The organism is Halobacillus mangrovi (genome assembly GCF_002097535.1).
Taxonomy (GTDB): Bacteria; Bacillota; Bacilli; order Bacillales; family Halobacillaceae; genus Halobacillus; species Halobacillus mangrovi_A.
This window is the reverse complement of record NZ_CP020772.1, coordinates 1410474-1428393: the sequence shown is the minus strand read 5'-3', so window position 1 is coordinate 1428393 and position 17920 is coordinate 1410474. Positions and strand designations below refer to the sequence as shown.

Here is a 17920-nt window from a genome sequence, read left to right as displayed (position 1 = left end):
TCACTGTTTGACCATTACTTTACAAAAGTTTTCTAATAGCTGCATCCCTGGTTTTCCGCTTTTTTCAGGGTGGAACTGACTGGCTACTAATTGATCCCTTCCAATGATGGCCGGGACATCAAGATGATAATCGGCGGTTGCATAAAGGATCGACTCATCCTCTGTTTGAACCACGAATGAGTGGACAAAGTACACATAGTCATTACCGACATCCGTCATTAAAGGCTGATCCGGCTGATGTATATCTAGCTTGTTCCATCCCATATGGGGAACTTTGTACTTTCTGCCTTGCTCATCTACCCCAGGAAACCTGACAATCTTACCTGGAAACAATCCCAGTCCTTCTGTTTCCCCGCCTTCTTCACTCGCTTCAAATAGCAGCTGCATCCCTAAGCAAATGCCGTAGATCGGGACCCCCATTGCTGCTTTCTCTTTGATAAAAGGGATAAAGCCATGTTCTTCCAAAGCTTTCATTGCATCAGGAAAAGCACCGACTCCAGGCAGGATGTAACCATCGCAGTCTTCAATCTTCTCAGGGCGGTCTCCCATCTTATAAGGTACATCTAATCGCTCTAAAGCTTTTGAAACACTGAATAAATTACCCATTCCGTAATCAATGATGCCAATCATTACAAACTCCCTTTCGTACTCGGTACTCCTTTAACACGCGGATCAATCTGAGTCGCTTCATCCAAAGCCCGTGCGAGCGCTTTGAACATAGCCTCAATGATGTGATGTGTGTTGTGACCGTGATGCAGCACAATATGTAAATTCATGCGCGCCTCTACGGCAAGCTTCCAGAAAAATTCGTGCACATTCTCCGTATCAAAAGTTCCTACGCGATCTTTTGGCAGCTCTGCTCTCCATTCCAAATGTGGCCGGTCACTCAAGTCAACAGCCACGGTCACGAGGGTTTCGTCCATGGGCAATGTCATCGAACCGTAGCGCTTCATCCCATATTTATCTCCTACGGCTTGACGCAGGGCCTGTCCAAGACAAATGCCGATGTCTTCCGTTAAGTGATGGTCGTCCACTTCGACATCACCATAGCCTCTTACGTTTAGATCAAACAATCCGTGCTTTGAAAAAAGCTCTAACATATGAGCAAGAAAAGGAGTCTGGACATCAAGATCAGCGCTTCCCTGTCCATCAATCGCAAGCTCTAATTCAATGTCCGTTTCTCTTGTTTTTCGTTTGATTTCTGCCGTTCGTTCCTTGGTCATTTCCATCGCTCCTTGCGCGTTTCGACTGCGCGAGCGTGAGCCTCCAGCCCTTCCAACCGCGCAAATCGAGCAATTTTATCTACATTCTTCTGTAAGGCTTGAGCACTATAAGAGATTACGCTGGATTTTTTCACAAAATCATCGACGTTTAAAGGACTGGAAAAACGAGCGGTTCCATTGGTAGGAAGCACGTGGTTTGGTCCAGCAAAATAATCACCTACAGGTTCACTGCTGTAAGGGCCGAGAAAAATTGCACCCGCATGCTTAATTTTTCCTAATTCCTGTATGGGATCAGCAGTGATGACTTCCAAGTGTTCGGGAGCGATCTCATTAACGGTCTCAATGGCTTCCTCCCAAGTATCGCAAACAATGATCATCCCATAGTCTTCTACACTTCTTCTTGCGATGTCTTCACGAGGCAGGCTTTTTAGTTGGTCTTCTACTTCTGTCTGCACGTTTTCTGCAAGTGCTTGGCTTGTCGTGACAAGAACGCTGGACGAACGGGCGTCATGCTCGGCTTGAGACAAAAGATCAGCGGCAACTTCATGAGCTTTTGCCGTATCATCTGCAAGCACAGCAATTTCGCTTGGTCCCGCAATCATATCGATATCTACATCACCAAAAACTTCACGTTTTGCTAAAGCAACGAAGACATTTCCTGGACCTGTGATCTTATCCACAGCAGGAACGGTTTCTGTTCCATAGGCTAAAGCAGCAATCGCTTGAGCTCCGCCTACTTTGTACACGTCTGCGACACCTAAAATATGAGCCGCTAACAGAACGCCATCTGGTACTTTTCCATCTTTTCCTGGAGGGGTTACCATAACAACACGCTCGACTCCAGCCACCTGGGCAGGGATAACGTTCATAAATACAGAAGAAGGATAGGCAGCTGTACCACCCGGAACGTAGACACCTGCCGCCTCAAGGGGCGTAATTTTTTGTCCCAGAACCGTTCCGTCTTCTGAGGTATCAAACCATGACTGAGAAGATTGCTTTTGGTGAAACGAACGAATATTAGCAGCGGCTTCCTCTAAAATCTCTACGAATTCACCATCCACAGAAGCAAAAGCGTCTTCCATCTCTTCTTTCGTCACTTTATAGTCTTCCAATTGGACGGCATCAAATTTCTCTGTATAAGCGAGAACAGCTTTGTCACCATTTGCTTTTACATCATCGAGGATGGATTGGACAATAGCACGCTGTTCTTCCGTACCTTGATCGACGCGCCGTCGCAAAGAGACTCTGTCTCTTTTTGTGACAATCTTCATGCTTCTCCCTCCTCCATAACTTGGCTCAATTTCGTTACCATCTGGTCAATTTCTTCACTTTTCAATCGATAACTAACCGGATTTACGATTAAACGTGAAGTAATATCTTCAATTTTTTCATACTCTACAAGTCCATTCTCTTTCAGGGTTCGTCCAGTAGATACGATGTCTACGATCCGATCGGCTAGTCCGATCAGCGGAGCCAGTTCAATCGAACCATTCAACGGAATAATTTCGATTTGCTCTCCCTGCTCACGGAAATAATCAGACGCAACTTTCGGATATTTGGTCGCAATCTTCGGCGCAATCCGGCTGAGAGGCTGGTCAGGAAGCCCCGCAACTGCTACGTAACAAGGACTGATTTTCAAGTCCAAGACTTCATAAACATCACGGTCCTGCTCAAGCAACACGTCTTTTCCTGCGATACCGATATCCGCTGCTCCGTATTCTACGTAGGTCACGACATCCATCGGCTTTGCCATCATAACCCGGATGTTCTGCTCAGGAAATTCCAATATGAGCTTGCGTGACTTTTCCAAGTCTGCCCCTAATTCATAACCTGCCTGCTTCATAAGCTCAGCAGCTTCTTCATAAATTCGGCCTTTCGGCATTGCGATGGTGAGACGTTTACTCATTGAGCTCACCTCCAGCTCTTGTATAATTAAAGGTTTGATTCAAGTCTCTTTGAAAAGCGATAACGTCAGGGATCTGATCGATATGCTGCAGGAGTACGGCATGACCCTGTCTTCGTAATTCTCTGGCTTTGGTCATCCCTTTTGCAAATGAATCATCGTCCACTATAATTCCGATTCGTTCGTCCTCATCCTCAAGTTCATTCAACGCTTCTACAAGTCTTTCCAAATGAACAGCGAAGCCTGTTGCCGATGCATTTAACTGAAAAGAAGGAAGTAATGTATCATACCGTCCACCGTTACAGAGAAGCGCTCCCAGGTGAGGGGCATAGCCTTCAAATAAGATTCCTGTGTAATAGTCCATGTGACTAATCAAATTCAAATCGAAGTGAATATAGTTTTCGACACCATATTGCTTTAAGAAACGATGCAACTGTTTCAACTCGTTTACCGCCTGCATGCAAGACTGATTTCTAGCAAGTGATCGGCTGGCTTCAAAAATTTCCTCGCCGCCTCTCAGCGACAGTAGCTGAAGAAGGGCTTGTTTTTTATCTTCAATGACTGGCAGTGTTTTCACTGCCTCCCGATAGCCGACGTAATTTTTGCGATACAGATAATGCAAGAGGGTTTCAATGGTTTCTTCATCATCCCCTAATACATCACTAAAGAAAGCTTTCACATAACCGATATGCCCCACGGTAATGACGAAATCATCCAGCCCGGTTTGCTGCAAAGACTCTACAAGAAGAGCGATAATTTCCGCATCTGCATACGCGGAGTGATCACCGATCAATTCTGTTCCTACTTGTTCAAACTGAGCTGGCTTGCCTCCTTCTGTCTGTTGAGCCCGGAAAACTGGGCCGTCGTAGGCAAGTCTTAAAGGGTACTCTGATTCTTTTAATTGTGATGCTGCTACCCGTGCAATCGGGGCTGTCATATCTGGCCTCAGTACAAGCGTGTGTCCCTGCTGATCGAGCAGCTTGAACAATTGCTGGTCCAGGGTGGCACTCACTCTCCCTACTGTTTCGTGGTACTCCATGAGCGGAGTATCCATGAATGAATAGCCATAGGAAAGGATGGCTTCAGATAGTTGCTTTCTTGCTTTTGCTTTTTGCCTATAGAAAAAGGGAAGCGTATCTCGCATTCCCAGAGGTTTTTCAAACATTAACCGTTTTACCAATGGAATTCATTCCTTTCGACAAAATCCTTTAGCTTGCTAATATGCTAACATGATAAAGATATAGCGTCAATCTACAAATTTCCATCGTTTTCCCCTCTTTTATCATATCAGAAAAGTCTGACTAGAATGGGTTAACTGCATAAAAAAGCCGTCTCTGCTTTATCATTCGACAGAGACGGAAAGTGATACGTCAACTTAGCACTTTATGATCATGTAAAATGACATCGCTATACTGGAGGCTTTTCGGTGGGTCCAAAGACTCTTCGTCAGCATAAGCCTGGTGAACGTACAGTTCCGCTACGATCCGGTGACGCTCCCCTTTTCCAGCTGCTTCCAAAGCAACGACCGATTCGTATAAGATTGCCATTCTTTCAGCCATTCTTTTACTATAAAATGTCTGGGCGTCCGTACCTTTTTGCAGGATGCTATTCATCCATTCTCGTAAGTCTTTGATTTCCTGTGTCACCATTTCTACTTCATTCGATAAACCTTGAACGAATGAAAGTCTTTGAGTCATTTCCTGAAAGAAAAACTCATGCGCCTTGTATTTATGAAGTAAGCGGAGTACTTCCAATCCTAAAATATTGGCTGTCCCCTCCCATACGGTCAATACTTGAGCATCGCGTAATAATCTTGGCGTGACGAAATCCTCGATGTAACCATTACCTCCGTGAATTTCCAGCGATTCGTGCGCAAAGTGGACGGCTTGCTCTGCTGTTTCTTTTTTCATAATGGCAATCCTCAGCCGATTCATTGCTGTTGTCGTTTCCTTTTCAGTAGAGGGGTTACGAGCAGCTTCGTCAAAGAATTGGATCATATCAAAAACCGTTCGCAATTCAACTTCTTGTTTGACAGACATGCGAACCAAAGTATCCTTAATCATCGGATAATTGACCAGCTTGTGGCCAAACGCTCTCCTTTTACCGGCATAATCGTGAGCCTCAGAATACGCTCGTCTCATAATACCGATGGAGGCAACAGCATTACAGACACGAGATAAGTTGAGGGCTTCCATCAGATAGTAGAATCCTTGATCAGCTTCACCAACCAGGTAGGCCTCTGCCCCGTTGAATTCCACTTCCGCTGAAGGGACTGCCCTCACCCCTAACTTATCTTTTAACCTCCGGATTTGAATGCCGTTCAACGAATGATCCTCGTTTCTCCATGGAACGAGAAATAAACTGAGCCCTTTTGTGCCTTCTTCTGAACCTGCTATTCTCGCTAGCACCATGGCCACTCCACAAGTTCCCGCGTTACTTGCAAAATACTTCTCTCCATAGATCTTGTAGTGATTTCCTTCAGGCACTGCCTTAACCTCATTAGCTCCCACGTCCGATCCGCCCTGCCGCTCAGTCAGAAATGTCGCTCCCTCGTACAAGACTGTTTCACCAGTCGATAACACATGGGGAAGATACTTCTCTTTCAATTGATCATCAGCATAATGATCGATTAAATAAGCCGTTGCCATCGTTAAAGTGACAGGACAGTAAAAGCCTGGCTCAGCCTGCGACAGAAGATAGCCCTGTGCATACGAATACAAATAATTTCCTTTTCTTCCTAACTCAGGGATAGTCTTGTGAATATAACCCACGATACCCTGATTGTACGTGTCTACTACCGTTTGCTTATATCCTTCATTGACCCAAACCTCCGAAATATCTTCTCCCATTTTGTTATATTTGATCAGCTTCGGTTGTCCTTCTCGATCCGTGTAAATCGCCCGTTCATCAATTTCATTGGCACACATCTCCCCGAAGCTCTTGAGTTGCTTATCTGCCCATGGCCATAAGGATGGCTCCAGTTGTTCTTCCAAAATCTCACGCAGCACTGGATCACTCTCATAGAAATTCATAGAATCCCCCTTAAACCTGACGCGCTTTTTCTCGAAGCTTGTTTTTTAACAACTTGCCTGTTGCATTTCTTGGTAGTTCAGTCACTTCCTCATAAAGCCTGGGAATCTTATAATCAGCAAGTCGTGCATGTAAGTATTGTCGACACTCTGCTTCAATATCTTCTATTGTCCCGTCTTGAATGATGAAGGCTTTGACCGTTTCTCCCCAGTCAGGATGGGGCACCCCGACTAGAGCGACATCTGTTATGTGAGGGTGTTCTAACAGGTTCGTTTCTGTTTCGCGTGGATAAATGTTGAGCCCACCAGAAATTATAATGTCCTTTTTGCGATCAACAACCCAGAAGAACCCATCGTTGTCCTTAAACGCCATGTCCCCTGTGTAAAGCCATCTGTTTCGAAAAGCTTTCTCTGTCTGCTCCTCATCCTTATAATAGCCTTTCATGTTCCCTTCACCTTTAAGAAGGATTTCACCAACCTCACCTGGTTTAACATCCTGTCCCTCTGAATCAACCAGTCTGATTTCACAATTCAAAGCAGCTCTCTGGCCAATACTTCCCGCTTTCGAAGCGTGCTCCTGAGGCATGAGCAGCGTGCCGTTTGGACCAGCTTCTGTCAACCCGTACACACAATACAGATGGTCGATGTCCAGCTGGTCCTGGACGAATTGAACTTCAGATTGTGATAAAGGCGCTCCACCGTATACCCAGGATTTCATCCATGATAAATCAGTTTCTGTTACTTTTGGATGCTTGGCCGTCATCAAATAAGCAACAGGTGCCCCAAAAAAGTGAGTCGTTCTTTCTTTAGACACAAGTTCCAACAACAAATCTGGTGAGAACGTTGGTGCCAGCACATGGGTCGCTCCTACGTAAGTACCGCCGATTAAGAAAAGATGAAGCGGAGCTGAATGACTGAGCGGCATCATATGAAGCATCCGGCTTGAGGGTTTCATTTCCATCTCTACAGCCATCATAGAAGCAACCGCCAAGATGTTTTTATGTGTAAACACCACTCCCTTAGGTTTTCCAGTTGTTCCGGAGGTGTAAAGAATAGAGGCTTCCTCTTCCTCATTTGCATCACTTACCACTTCTGAGGATTCTTCTGCTTGAAGCAGTTCGTCAAAAGCAAGCCATCCATCAGCTGAATCTTTCGTTTTTATAAAAATACCATCATAGATTTCTGATAAGGACGATACTTGATCAAAGAGTAAGTCATCTGTCAAAAAGACCTTTCCGTCACAATGATTAAATATATAGGAAACTTCTTCAAAAACAAATTTTGCGTTGATCGGAACTGCAACAGCTCTGATTCTCTGTACGGCAAAATAGGTAATGACAAACTCTTTCGTATTGGACATATGAATAACAACCTTGTCGTTTTGGTTCACCCCCAACCGTTGTAAAGCTTTTGCTAATTGGTTGACAGCTTGATTCCACTGAGCGTAGGTTATACGATCATCAAGGGTGACAAGTCCCTCTTTGGAAGGATACTTACGAGATTGATAAGCTAAAAGCTCTGAAAGATTCATAAAGAATCCCCTTTCCTCTTAATTAATTCCTCTTCAAACTTATTGAGCCAATCATTCATTTCAGCCTTCAACTGCTCCAATTCCCGAATCCGCGCATCCACCTCCAACATTTTCTTTTTACCGTACCCGATCGTCCGCTCCAGTTGCTTTACTCCTGAAGGGTCCTTTTCGAAAAGCTCAACCATGTCTTTTATCTCATCCAGCTGGAAACCATATTTTTTGCCACGGAAAACCAAACTCAGCCGCGTCATATCTGCTGGACTGAAGATTCGTCGTTTGTTTTGTCTGGGTGGATCAATTAAACCGATTTCTTCATAATAACGAATTGTCCTTTGAGACACGTCAAAATGTTCAGCGACTTCAGCAATGGATAAAAAATCAGCCATCCCATCCCCTTCTAACGTTAGAAAATTCTCACAATTAAACTATATCATTTACGTTAACGTAAAGTGCAATTATAAAAATATGGAAATTAATAGCCAGATCCCTCTCACAAAGCAAAACACCTCTATACCTGCCAAATGATGCATGGACTGTCTGAATTGGTGCAATGGCCTCCTGTTTTGGTGCAACGCCTAATCCAATTGGTGCACGAACTGCTTAACATGGTGCAAGGTCCCCAAAGCTAGTGAGGAGGCTCGACCATTCGTCCTCAGAAAGCGGATCTATTCAACAACCTTCACACTTTCATTTCTGACTTTAATAGAACATAAAAACTCCCTGTTTGTTCTACAGAGAGTTAGCATTTATATCTGATATCGAGTTTGTAAAAGGAAAACAAAAGCCATCAAGGAATTCGGTATCTCTTCTCTGATCTTCCATTCAATCACAGAACCTTGAATATCACTAAAACGCTCGGCCGCTTCTACAGGTACCGCCCCACTTTTCAAGACTGCCCAATCTTTTCCGGAAGCATCCTTTATCTTGAAATGAGCCACCTGCTCATCCCCTGCCGCACTCCATCGGCAACCTTCCTTTTCAATATAGTGATACACCCGTTGTCCAGTTGCTTTATCCTTAGAAGATTCTGTGTAAGCTACGTACTGCTCAATGTCATTTTGTACATACCCGCGCCACGTGAAGCCACCCTTCTTCTCAATTCGATAAAGCCGGTTTCCTTCTTGGTCTGTCATGGTATAGTCTGCCGGTCGAATGGAGCCATAAGATAATAGAGCAGCGAGCAGAAAGGAGTTCTTACGCTTATTAGGAGATTCTTCTTCGATTTTCCCATAACTTTCTCCTGCCATATCATAAAGCTCGGCCTTAAAGAACTCTTTCTCCCTTCGACCAACAAACATTCTTGCCGGAACCTTTTCAATAAAAGTAAATGATTGATCTTTATTGAAATCAATAGTTGTATTTCTCGATTTTTGTAAATCAAGATATCCTTTTCTAAGCAGTGTCGATCCGCTTATCGCAAAAACCCCTGAATATAGAATGGCTAGCAAAATACTGCTTGCGTTAAAAGTAAAGAGCCCCATGAAAAAAATTAAGGCTCCCCCTACAAGGACCCCACCTGCAATCATTTGTTTCCGAGCATCTTTCTCTATGTAAGTTTGAACGTTTGTCATTCCTCTTCACCTTCCCTTATCTTTTATACGTATAAAACTGGAAAAAGGTTTCAATTCAAATAGAAAAAGCAGGTGATGTGAGCCATAAAAAGATGGCCCTCTATACAGAGGACCATTCTTAACTTTATACATATTGAACAGGTTTGACGGCTTCTTTCAATAATAGTTCTAATGCTTCCGTATAGTCACTCTTCTGAATTTCGGTGTAATTCAATTCTTTGGCCATAAAATCAATGACCGACTCTTTATGTTCGTGAACCCAATGGATATTGAAGAAAAGAGCTGCTGTTCGACGGATAAAGAAGTCTACTGGTTTATAAGTTAATTCAGCTTCTAACCCGTACACAAGCTGAGCGAATACGATCGGATCAATTCCTTCTTTCTTAGCATCCTTCTTACGATTCTTATAAATGTGGAAGACCGCATCCACATTTGATCCATAGAGGCGGACTAACTTATCCGCTTCCTCATGGCTGAGGCCGATGGATTCACCGATCTGGATCCGTTCTTTCTTAAACTGTTTGAAACCTTTGGAACCACCAACATCTCCGCCAGAAATTGGCATGTGCTTCGTTTCCGAATCTGAATAACGAATGCCATACTCTTCCATTAACTGATCACGTACCAGGTCGATAGCTGTTTGAGCCATCTTCCGGTATCCTGTCAGTTTTCCTCCTGCCATGGAAATGAGGCCGGAATCAGAAATGAAAATTTCGTCTTTCCTTGAGATTTCAGAAGGATCTTTACCTTCTTCATGAATCAGCGGTCGTAATCCTGCCCAGCTAGATTCTACATCGTTCGCCGTAACCTCAACTGTAGGGAACATCATATGAATCGCATCCAGAATGTAGTCCCGATCTGCTTCTGTCATGGTTGGATGGGCAATTTCTTCTTTGTACTCTGTATCCGTTGTACCTACGTATGTTTTGCCATCTCTAGGAATTGCGAAGATCATACGTCCATCTGGACTGTCAAAATAGATGGCTTGTTTTAGAGGGAACTTAGATTGATCAAAAACAAGGTGTACGCCTTTTGTTAACTGCAGCGTCTTTCCTTTCTTAGAGCCATCGATTTCACGAAGCTCATCAACCCAGGGGCCGCCAGCATTTACAATTTTCTTCGCTTTTACGTGATACTGTTTTCCTGTTACCGTGTCTTCAATTTTCGCGCCATGAATAGTACCATTCTCGTTATAAATAAAGTCAACCACTTTGGCGTAGTTTGTTGAAGCAGCTCCATACTCAACCGCTTTTTTCATGACTTCGAGGGTCAGCCGTGCATCATCAGTTTTGTACTCGACGTAAAAGCCTGCTCCTTTCAGCCCTTCCCGCTTCACTAAAGGTTCACGTTCAATCGCTTCTTCGGCTGAAAACATCGTGCGACGCTCGGATTTTTTCACACCTGCTAAGTAGTCATAAACGCGCAGTCCGACGTTTGTGCTGAACGGACCGAAATTCCCACCTTCGTGAAATGGTAGCATCATCCATTCTGGTGTCGTAACGTGTGGACCATTCTCATAGACAATTTCCCGCTCTTTTCCGACTTCGGCCACCATTTTCACTTCGAATTGTTTCAGATAACGAAGGCCTCCGTGTACAAGCTTCGTTGAGCGACTGGAAGTCCCTGCTGCGAAGTCCTGCATTTCCACAACAGCTGTTTTCATGCCTCGGCTAGCTGCATCCAGAGCGATGCCTGATCCAGTTATTCCTCCACCGATAACAAGGACGTCCCAATCTTCCTGGGTTAATTTTTCGAAATGTTGTTGGCGCTCATAGCTTGAAAATGAATTCATGGTAGATCTCTCCTTCTATTTACTATCGTCAGTAAGTATGGTCGTCTCATACGCTTATTCCCTAAAAGAACTACAAGTATGTGTAAGAATGTTCACGAATGCTCCAGGCTTTTGGAAATAGTTTTTGCTAAAACCTCTGTCGCCATCCGATTTAAGGGAATGAAAATAAAAAAGAGACCACGAAATTCTTTATGCTTTAAGCATAAAGGTTCGTGGTCTCTCCATATCTCCGACCGAGTTTCTTAACTTGTAGGTTTATTATATCAGATAGTCTGCGGGAGTCAATCGATTAATCCATCTTAAATATTCTCGTTGCCTCAACAGCTTTTTGCCAGCCCCGATATAAATCTTTACTCTTCTCTTTGTTCATTGCAGGATCAAATTCACGTTCGACCTTCCATTGATTTTCTATTTCTTTTCGGCTTTCCCAATAGCCAATCGAAAGACCAGCCAAGTAAGCTGCGCCAAGAGCTGTTGTTTCACTGACCTCAGGACGTTCAACCGTTACGTCTAAAAGATCGCTTTGGAACTGCATTAACAAGTTGTTTTTGACTGCGCCGCCGTCTACACGGAGTTTTTTCAGCTCAATGCCTGAGTCTTCAACCATCGCATCAACGACATCCTTCGCTTGATAAGCAAGTGACTCTAAGGTGGCACGTACAAAGTGCGCACGGGTCGTCCCTCTCGTCAATCCGAATACTGCACCACGTGCTTCGCTGTCCCAGTATGGAGTGCCTAAACCGACAAAGGCTGGAACAACGTACACTCCATCAGTAGAGTTTACCTGTCCGGCAATTTCTTCACTTTGAGGTGCACTTTCGACCATTTGTAATCCATCTCTAAGCCATTGAATGGCTGAACCCGACACAAAAATGCTGCCTTCAAGCGCATATTCGACTTTTCCGTCTATTCCCCAGGCAAGTGTCGTAAGTAATCCGTTTTCTGACTTGACAGCTTCCTCTCCTGTGTTCATCAGCATAAAGCCGCCGGTACCGTAGGTGTTTTTCGCCATCCCTTTTTCAAAGCAAGCCTGGCCGAACAACGCCGCTTGTTGATCTCCTGCAATTCCTGCAATCGGCACTTCTTTTCCATAGAAATGATAATCCACGGTATGCGCATAAACTTCTGATGAAGGCTTGACCTCTGGCAGCATATCCTGAGGGACCCCTAAAATGTCCAGTAACTCATCATCCCATTTCAAATCAAAGATATTATACATGAGCGTTCGGGAAGCATTGGAATAATCCGTCACGTGAGCTTTTTGTCCAGATAGTTTATAGATCAGCCACGTATCAATCGTACCGAACATCAAATCCCCGTTTTCGGCTTTTTCACGAGCACCGTCTACGTTATCTAAGATCCACTTGACTTTAGTCCCAGCGAAATATGGATCAAGAAGCAGTCCTGTCTTATCTCGGAACGTGTCTTCCAATCCCTTTTCCTTCAGCTCATTACAGATGTCCTGGGTTTGCCGAGACTGCCAGACAATCGCCCTGTAGATTGGTTTTCCGGTATTCTTATCCCATACTACAGTCGTTTCCCGCTGGTTTGTAATTCCGATACCTGCCACCTGATCCGGCTCTACATCCCCTCTTCGCAGCACGTCAGCAATGCAGGCTAAAACAGACGTCCAGATTTCATTAGCATCGTGTTCTACCCAGCCCGGTTTGGGAAAGTGCTGTTCAAATTCCTTTTGACCTGTCTCAATAATTTCACCATCGTGATTAAATAAGATGGCACGAGAACTCGTTGTCCCCTGATCAATCGATAGAATATATTTTTCTTTTTCCATAACTTCCACTCCTCTTTCGAAATATGATTTAAGTATGCACTTTTTTCAACTCTACTCTCATTGATGAGAGCAACAAACCAACAATGACAAGTGAGCCGATCCAGAACCATAGATTTGAACTTCCTTTAAAAATAGCCTGGTAAAAAAGCCCTCCATAAATGCCCCCAATGACAGGCCCTAGTACGGGAACCCAAGAATACCCCCAGTCCGATCCGCCTTTTCCTGGTATCGGCAGGAAGGCATGCGCAAGCCTTGGACCAAAATCACGAGCTGGGTTGATCGCATACCCGGTAGTAGATCCAAGCGACATTCCAATAGCAACTATCAGCAACCCTACAATTAAAGGATTTAATCCTTCCGTAAATTCATTCGCTCCTATAAAAAGAATACCAATTACTAATACAAATGTGCCGATAATTTCACTCACTAAATTGGAGATGGGACTTCTTATCGCAGGATCCGTGCAAAAAATCGCCTTTTTAGCCAGCTGGTCTTCGGTATCCTTCCAGTGGGGCAGGTAATGAAAATAGACGACCGTCGCACCAATGAAAGCTCCCAAAGTTTGAGCAAAGATATACACCGGCACCTTTGCCCATGCAAAATCACCGACCGTTGCCAATCCGAGAGTGACCGCTGGATTGATGTGAGCCCCGCTCACCTGTTTCACTGCATAAACCCCCATAGCTACACCAAGGCCCCAGGCAATAGTGATCAACACCCAGCTTCCGTCAGCTTTGGTATTTTTCAAATTGGCTCCAGCAATAACGCCTCCGCCTAAAATAATCAGAATCATCGTTCCAATTAGTTCACCCATAAATTCTGTCAACGCTGCCACTTCCTTTCTATAAAAAAACCGTAACGAGAAAAATACACACAACGATTCGTAGTTCCTCTACAAATGATTGTGTGTACCGGCAGTTCCTTTTTCACAAAAGGCAAGTATGTATCCAAGCTGTCAAAAATCCCATAAATCATTCTGTGAAGTAGAAACTGCGGAAGCACCTGCTTGTAGAGCCTGGTCCACTTCTTCTTTTGTGCGGATCAGGCCACCAGCGATCACAGGGACTCCCAAACGGTCTTTAATCTCTTTTATCATTCCCGGGAGAATGCCTGGCAAAACTTCAACAAAGTCGGGTCCTGCTTTTTTGATGATACTTACATTATGTTCGATCGCCTGGCTGTCAATTAAAAATAAACGTTGTACAGAAATCAGGTTATACTTTTTTGCCTGATGAATGACATGGCTCCTTGTCGAGATGACTCCGTCAGGCTTCACTTCCTGACCGATGTATTCCATGCCGTAATCATCTGCCTTTAATCCCTGGATAAGATCAATATGCACGAAGACTTTCTTGCCCGCCTTCTGTCCCACTTTCACGAGTTTCCTTAAGAGGCCGAGACGTGTTTCTAGTAAAATGACATAATTTGTGTCGCTGTCTAGTAAGGCTTCGTACTCTTTGATCGACTTTACTGCAGGCAATATCGATTGTTCAAGCTTCATAAAAACCCTCACTTCTTTCGAAAAGTACTTCTTATCGTGTACCCAATATTCCGAAGCTTCTATAAATAATATTACCCTCCAAGTCCTCACAGATCAGCTGTGAGTAATCTTGGGTCCGTTACATTATAAGTAATAGGGCTGGCAGGAAACGTCTCACTTTCCTGCGGGGGGAACTGCCAAGCCTCCTCAGTCGCTGTCTCCTTGTGTGGTCTCGCCTAGCTCCTTCTCCCCGGGGAGTCTCGCCATTTTCCTACCACCCCTTCTGTTCTGAGATGAACGAACCCATTTAACCTATGCAGTAGATTCAGAATGTGAAGGCCAAACGGAAATATGGGATTCAATCTATAAGCATTTAGTTGTTTCCGTTATACTAAACGATTGTAAAGAGGTCCGAGAAATGGGGTGCACTCCTTTGGGAAAGGCAAGACAGGTAAGACCTCGGAGAGCGATTGCTCAAGGAGATATCAGCGCATGCTCACGAAGAGCCATTTCTCGGACCTCATTGTTCCATCTATGGTAACGGACAGATCCCAACTTAATTTATCTCAATATCTAGTCTCCAAAAATGAGGCTATAAATTGAAAAATACAATAATATGAAAAACCCCTATTAACGTTTTACAGAGGCTTTAAAGAAGTCGTCATGTTTTCTTCGTTCATCCATTTCGGCTTTGGTGTAGATGACTTTCATAGGGTTTCCGCCGACAAACGTTCCTCGGGGAACATCTTTATGAACAAGAGTTCCTGCAGATACAATCGCCCCATCACCAATTTCAACACCAGGAAGGATGGTTGAATTCGCACCAATCATTACTTCGTCACCGATGATGACATCACCAAGGCGATATTCCTCAATCAAATATTCATGAGCCAAAATCGTCGTATTGTAGCCAATGACCGTATTTCTTCCTACCTGGATTCGCTCTGGATACATAACATCAAGCATAACCATGAGAGCAAAGGCTGTTTGATTTCCGACCTTCATTCGTAAAAAAGTCCGGTACAGCCAGGTCTTCATTCCCAGGAAAGGAGTATAGCGGGCGAGCTGGATGACGACGAAATTTTTTACCACTTTTAAAAAAGGCACAGTTTTATACACGTGCCAAAGCGAATTGGCTCCTTTGACGGAATATCGCTCGGTTTTACGCATTCGTCACCCTCCTGTTATTTCTAACAGCTCACTCATATGAGTAAGCATGTAATCCGGTTTCAGATCGTCCAGAACTTCTCTGCCTTTAACGGTCCAAGCTACACCTGCTGTCCTCGTCCCTGCATTTTGACCTGCTTCGATATCGTGTGTATTATCACCGACCATTAAAGCCTTTGAAGCTTTTGCATCGAGTGCCTCTAGAGCCTTCACAATCGGTTCTGGATGCGGCTTGGCATTGGAAACATCATCAAGAGTAATAATAGTTTCAAATAAACCATCCAACTTAGTCAATTCCAGCCCCATATGCACGGTATTGCGCATTTTAGTTGTCACAATCCCCAGCCGGAAGCCTTGATCCTTTAACTTGTGAATCGTCTCCACAACACCTTCATACGCTTTTACATAATCATGATGATGTTCAATGTTGTGCTTACGATAGGTTTCCACCATCTCTTCAACATGGTCAGGGTTAATCTTTTGGAGACTTTCACGAAGCGGAGGTCCAATGAAATCCAAAATTTCTTCACGTTTGTATTCACGATCACTATACTGACTGATCGTATGAGTGAAGGAAGCGATGATCAACTCGTTCGTGTCAATCAACGTTCCATCTAAATCAAAAAGTATGGTATCTATGCTCATGGGAAGTGTCCTTTCTCTCTTGTTGTAATTTGTTCCAAATAAAGCCGACGGTAGCTGTAAGCAGGATTGCCGTCAACAGCCGAACGGCAAGCAACGGCCAGATCGGGATTCCGAGCGGGATAAAAATCAAGGTGTCTTCAATAACGGCATGGCAGGAAACTAAAAATAAGAGGGCTAAATACATATCCTTCTTAGATACTCCATCCTCTTCAACCGCCTGAATCATCAAACCTGCGCCGTAAGCTAGTCCAATGGTTAGTCCCGCTACAAGCGTCATTGAAGTATTTCTATCCATGCCGAGGAATTTTGTGAATGGCGCGACCCATCCAGAAAAACGGTCGAGCCAACCTTTTTCCCTTAGATATTGCATAAAAATCATTAAAGGTATGACAATGAGAGCAAGCTGAAAAATACCAGCAACAGCTGTCTCCAGTCCCTGCCAGATGATCTCCGTCCAACCGTTTGGATCAGCTGTTTTCTCTGGTGCCAGTCCATATTTTGCTATCTCGCCTCCGCCTTTCCAGAAGAGGTTAATAAGCGTAGCAGACAAGAATGCCAGGCCAAGTCTGACTCCAGCAACAAACCACCAGCTTACACCGACACGTTTGGCTACCGTTGACTCTATCAGCAGGTTATGCGAGAAAGAAAGCATAATAGCCAGAATGAATACTTCTTTAACCGTGAATTCGAACGAGATAATCGCTGCTATTCCAGCATATAAGTTTAAAAAGTTTCCAACTACGAGCGGAACAGCCGCTTCCCCTGATAATCCGATCCACCCCATTACAGGTTCCAGCTTTTCCATGACCCAAGGCAGAATGGGAGTGAATTGAAGAATAGTCACAATCAACGTTACAGGAAAAATAACTTTTCCAAGCGTCCAAGTCAGCTCCAGCCCTTTTTTTCCGCCTCGTATGAGTATTCCCTTCATTTCTACTTCTCCCTTATTTTACTTTCTTTCCGTTATAATATTTATTTGCCATTCCTGATTTACGTCGATAAATAATAACAGCAATCGCTAAGGCAATAAGAATTATGGAAATAAACTGAGCCGTACGAATTTCACCAAATAGATATAGACTGTCTGTACGCATACCTTCGATGAAAAATCGTCCGAAGGAATACCAGATCACATAGCTCAAGAAAACTTCGCCTCTACGAGGATTGAACTTGTGGCGCAGTACCAGCAGGAAGATGAATCCAAGGATATTCCAAACAGATTCATAAAGGAAAGTTGGGTGATACAATGTTCCACCAATGCACATTTGCTGATTGATGAATCCTGGTAGATACTGCATAAAGCTATTATAAAAGCTTTCAGAAACAGGTCCTCCATGAGCTTCCTGGTTCATGAAGTTTCCCCATCGTCCGATCGCCTGACCAAGAATAATGCTTGGGGCAGCTATATCTGCGATCATCCAGAAAGAAAGGCCTTTAATTTTCGTATATAGATAAGCCGTCAAAACAGACCCGATAAGGGCTCCATGTATGGCGATACCGCCTTCCCAAATCGCGAAGATATCCCACCAGGGGCCACCGACATACCGATCCCATTCAAAAATAACGTAGTATAATCTAGCAAAAACAATCGCCGCTGGAATCGCGTAAACGACGATGTCGATCATGTAATCTTTCTTTAAGCCTAGACGTTCCGTTTCTCTTGTCGCAATCAATAGCCCTAGGAATGCTCCTGTCGCTATAATTACTCCATACCAATAGATCGATAGGGGACCTAATTGGAGAAAAACCCGGTCCAAGGCTTCAGGTGTACAAGTCATGATGCCACC

At 44.1% G+C, this 17920-nt stretch carries 17 protein-coding genes; all 17 read right to left on the bottom strand.

Features of this window, described 5'->3' with window-relative positions:
* Positions 1-630: an imidazole glycerol phosphate synthase subunit HisH gene (gene hisH / locus HM131_RS06830; protein WP_085029044.1), complete on the bottom strand. Its 630-nt coding sequence runs from the start codon at positions 628-630 to the stop codon at positions 1-3.
* Positions 630-1223, bottom strand: a complete 594-nt coding sequence (hisB, locus tag HM131_RS06825; RefSeq protein ID WP_085029043.1) for an imidazoleglycerol-phosphate dehydratase HisB — start codon at positions 1221-1223, stop codon at positions 630-632. The genes hisH and hisB overlap by 1 nt, the downstream gene beginning before the upstream one ends.
* Positions 1220-2494, bottom strand: coding sequence for a histidinol dehydrogenase (gene hisD, locus HM131_RS06820; RefSeq protein ID WP_085029042.1), 1275 nt, complete (start codon positions 2492-2494; stop codon positions 1220-1222). The genes hisB and hisD overlap by 4 nt, the downstream gene beginning before the upstream one ends.
* Positions 2491-3129 (bottom strand): ATP phosphoribosyltransferase, encoded by a 639-nt coding sequence (gene hisG / locus HM131_RS06815; protein WP_085029041.1) that lies wholly within the window; start codon positions 3127-3129, stop codon positions 2491-2493. The genes hisD and hisG overlap by 4 nt, the downstream gene beginning before the upstream one ends.
* Complete coding sequence (locus HM131_RS06810; RefSeq protein WP_085029040.1) at positions 3122-4306, bottom strand: ATP phosphoribosyltransferase regulatory subunit; 1185 nt, start codon at positions 4304-4306, stop codon at positions 3122-3124. Before HM131_RS06810 ends, hisG begins: the two co-directional genes overlap by 8 nt.
* A 190-nt stretch (positions 4307-4496) precedes the next feature.
* Complete coding sequence (locus HM131_RS06805; protein ID WP_085029039.1) at positions 4497-6158, bottom strand: acyl-CoA dehydrogenase family protein; 1662 nt, start codon at positions 6156-6158, stop codon at positions 4497-4499.
* 10 nt (positions 6159-6168) lie between these two features.
* Positions 6169-7686, bottom strand: coding sequence for a class I adenylate-forming enzyme family protein (locus HM131_RS06800; RefSeq protein WP_085029038.1), 1518 nt, complete (start codon positions 7684-7686; stop codon positions 6169-6171).
* Positions 7683-8072 (bottom strand): MerR family transcriptional regulator, encoded by a 390-nt coding sequence (locus HM131_RS06795; protein WP_085029037.1) that lies wholly within the window; start codon positions 8070-8072, stop codon positions 7683-7685. Before HM131_RS06795 ends, HM131_RS06800 begins: the two co-directional genes overlap by 4 nt.
* Positions 8073-8432: 360 nt before the next feature.
* Entirely contained in the window at positions 8433-9257 is an 825-nt protein-coding gene (locus HM131_RS06790; RefSeq protein ID WP_085029036.1) for a hypothetical protein, read from the bottom strand.
* 124 nt (positions 9258-9381) lie between these two features.
* Positions 9382-11049, bottom strand: a complete 1668-nt coding sequence (locus HM131_RS06785) for a glycerol-3-phosphate dehydrogenase/oxidase (RefSeq protein ID WP_085029035.1) — start codon at positions 11047-11049, stop codon at positions 9382-9384.
* Positions 11050-11338: 289 nt separating this feature from the next.
* Entirely contained in the window at positions 11339-12841 is a 1503-nt protein-coding gene (glpK, locus tag HM131_RS06780; RefSeq protein WP_085029034.1) for a glycerol kinase GlpK, read from the bottom strand.
* 28 nt (positions 12842-12869) lie between these two features.
* A complete protein-coding gene (locus HM131_RS06775; RefSeq protein ID WP_085029033.1) occupies positions 12870-13667 on the bottom strand; it encodes an MIP/aquaporin family protein in 798 nt (265 codons plus the stop codon).
* A 129-nt stretch (positions 13668-13796) separates the two neighbouring features.
* On the bottom strand, positions 13797-14342 hold the full coding sequence (locus HM131_RS06770) for a glycerol-3-phosphate responsive antiterminator (protein WP_085029032.1): 546 nt from the start codon (positions 14340-14342) through the stop codon (positions 13797-13799).
* A 609-nt stretch (positions 14343-14951) separates the two neighbouring features.
* The gene (locus HM131_RS06765; RefSeq protein WP_085029031.1) at positions 14952-15491 is read right to left on the bottom strand and encodes an acyltransferase; all 540 of its coding nucleotides are present in this window, start codon (positions 15489-15491) and stop codon (positions 14952-14954) included.
* 3 nt (positions 15492-15494) lie between these two features.
* Positions 15495-16133, bottom strand: coding sequence for a pyrophosphatase PpaX (ppaX, locus tag HM131_RS06760; protein ID WP_085029030.1), 639 nt, complete (start codon positions 16131-16133; stop codon positions 15495-15497).
* Complete coding sequence (locus HM131_RS06755) at positions 16108-17064, bottom strand: nucleoside recognition domain-containing protein (protein WP_085029029.1); 957 nt, start codon at positions 17062-17064, stop codon at positions 16108-16110. The genes ppaX and HM131_RS06755 overlap by 26 nt, the downstream gene beginning before the upstream one ends.
* A 13-nt stretch (positions 17065-17077) precedes the next feature.
* On the bottom strand, positions 17078-17911 hold the full coding sequence (lgt, locus tag HM131_RS06750) for a prolipoprotein diacylglyceryl transferase (RefSeq protein WP_085029028.1): 834 nt from the start codon (positions 17909-17911) through the stop codon (positions 17078-17080).
* Positions 17912-17920 lie beyond the last annotated feature (9 nt).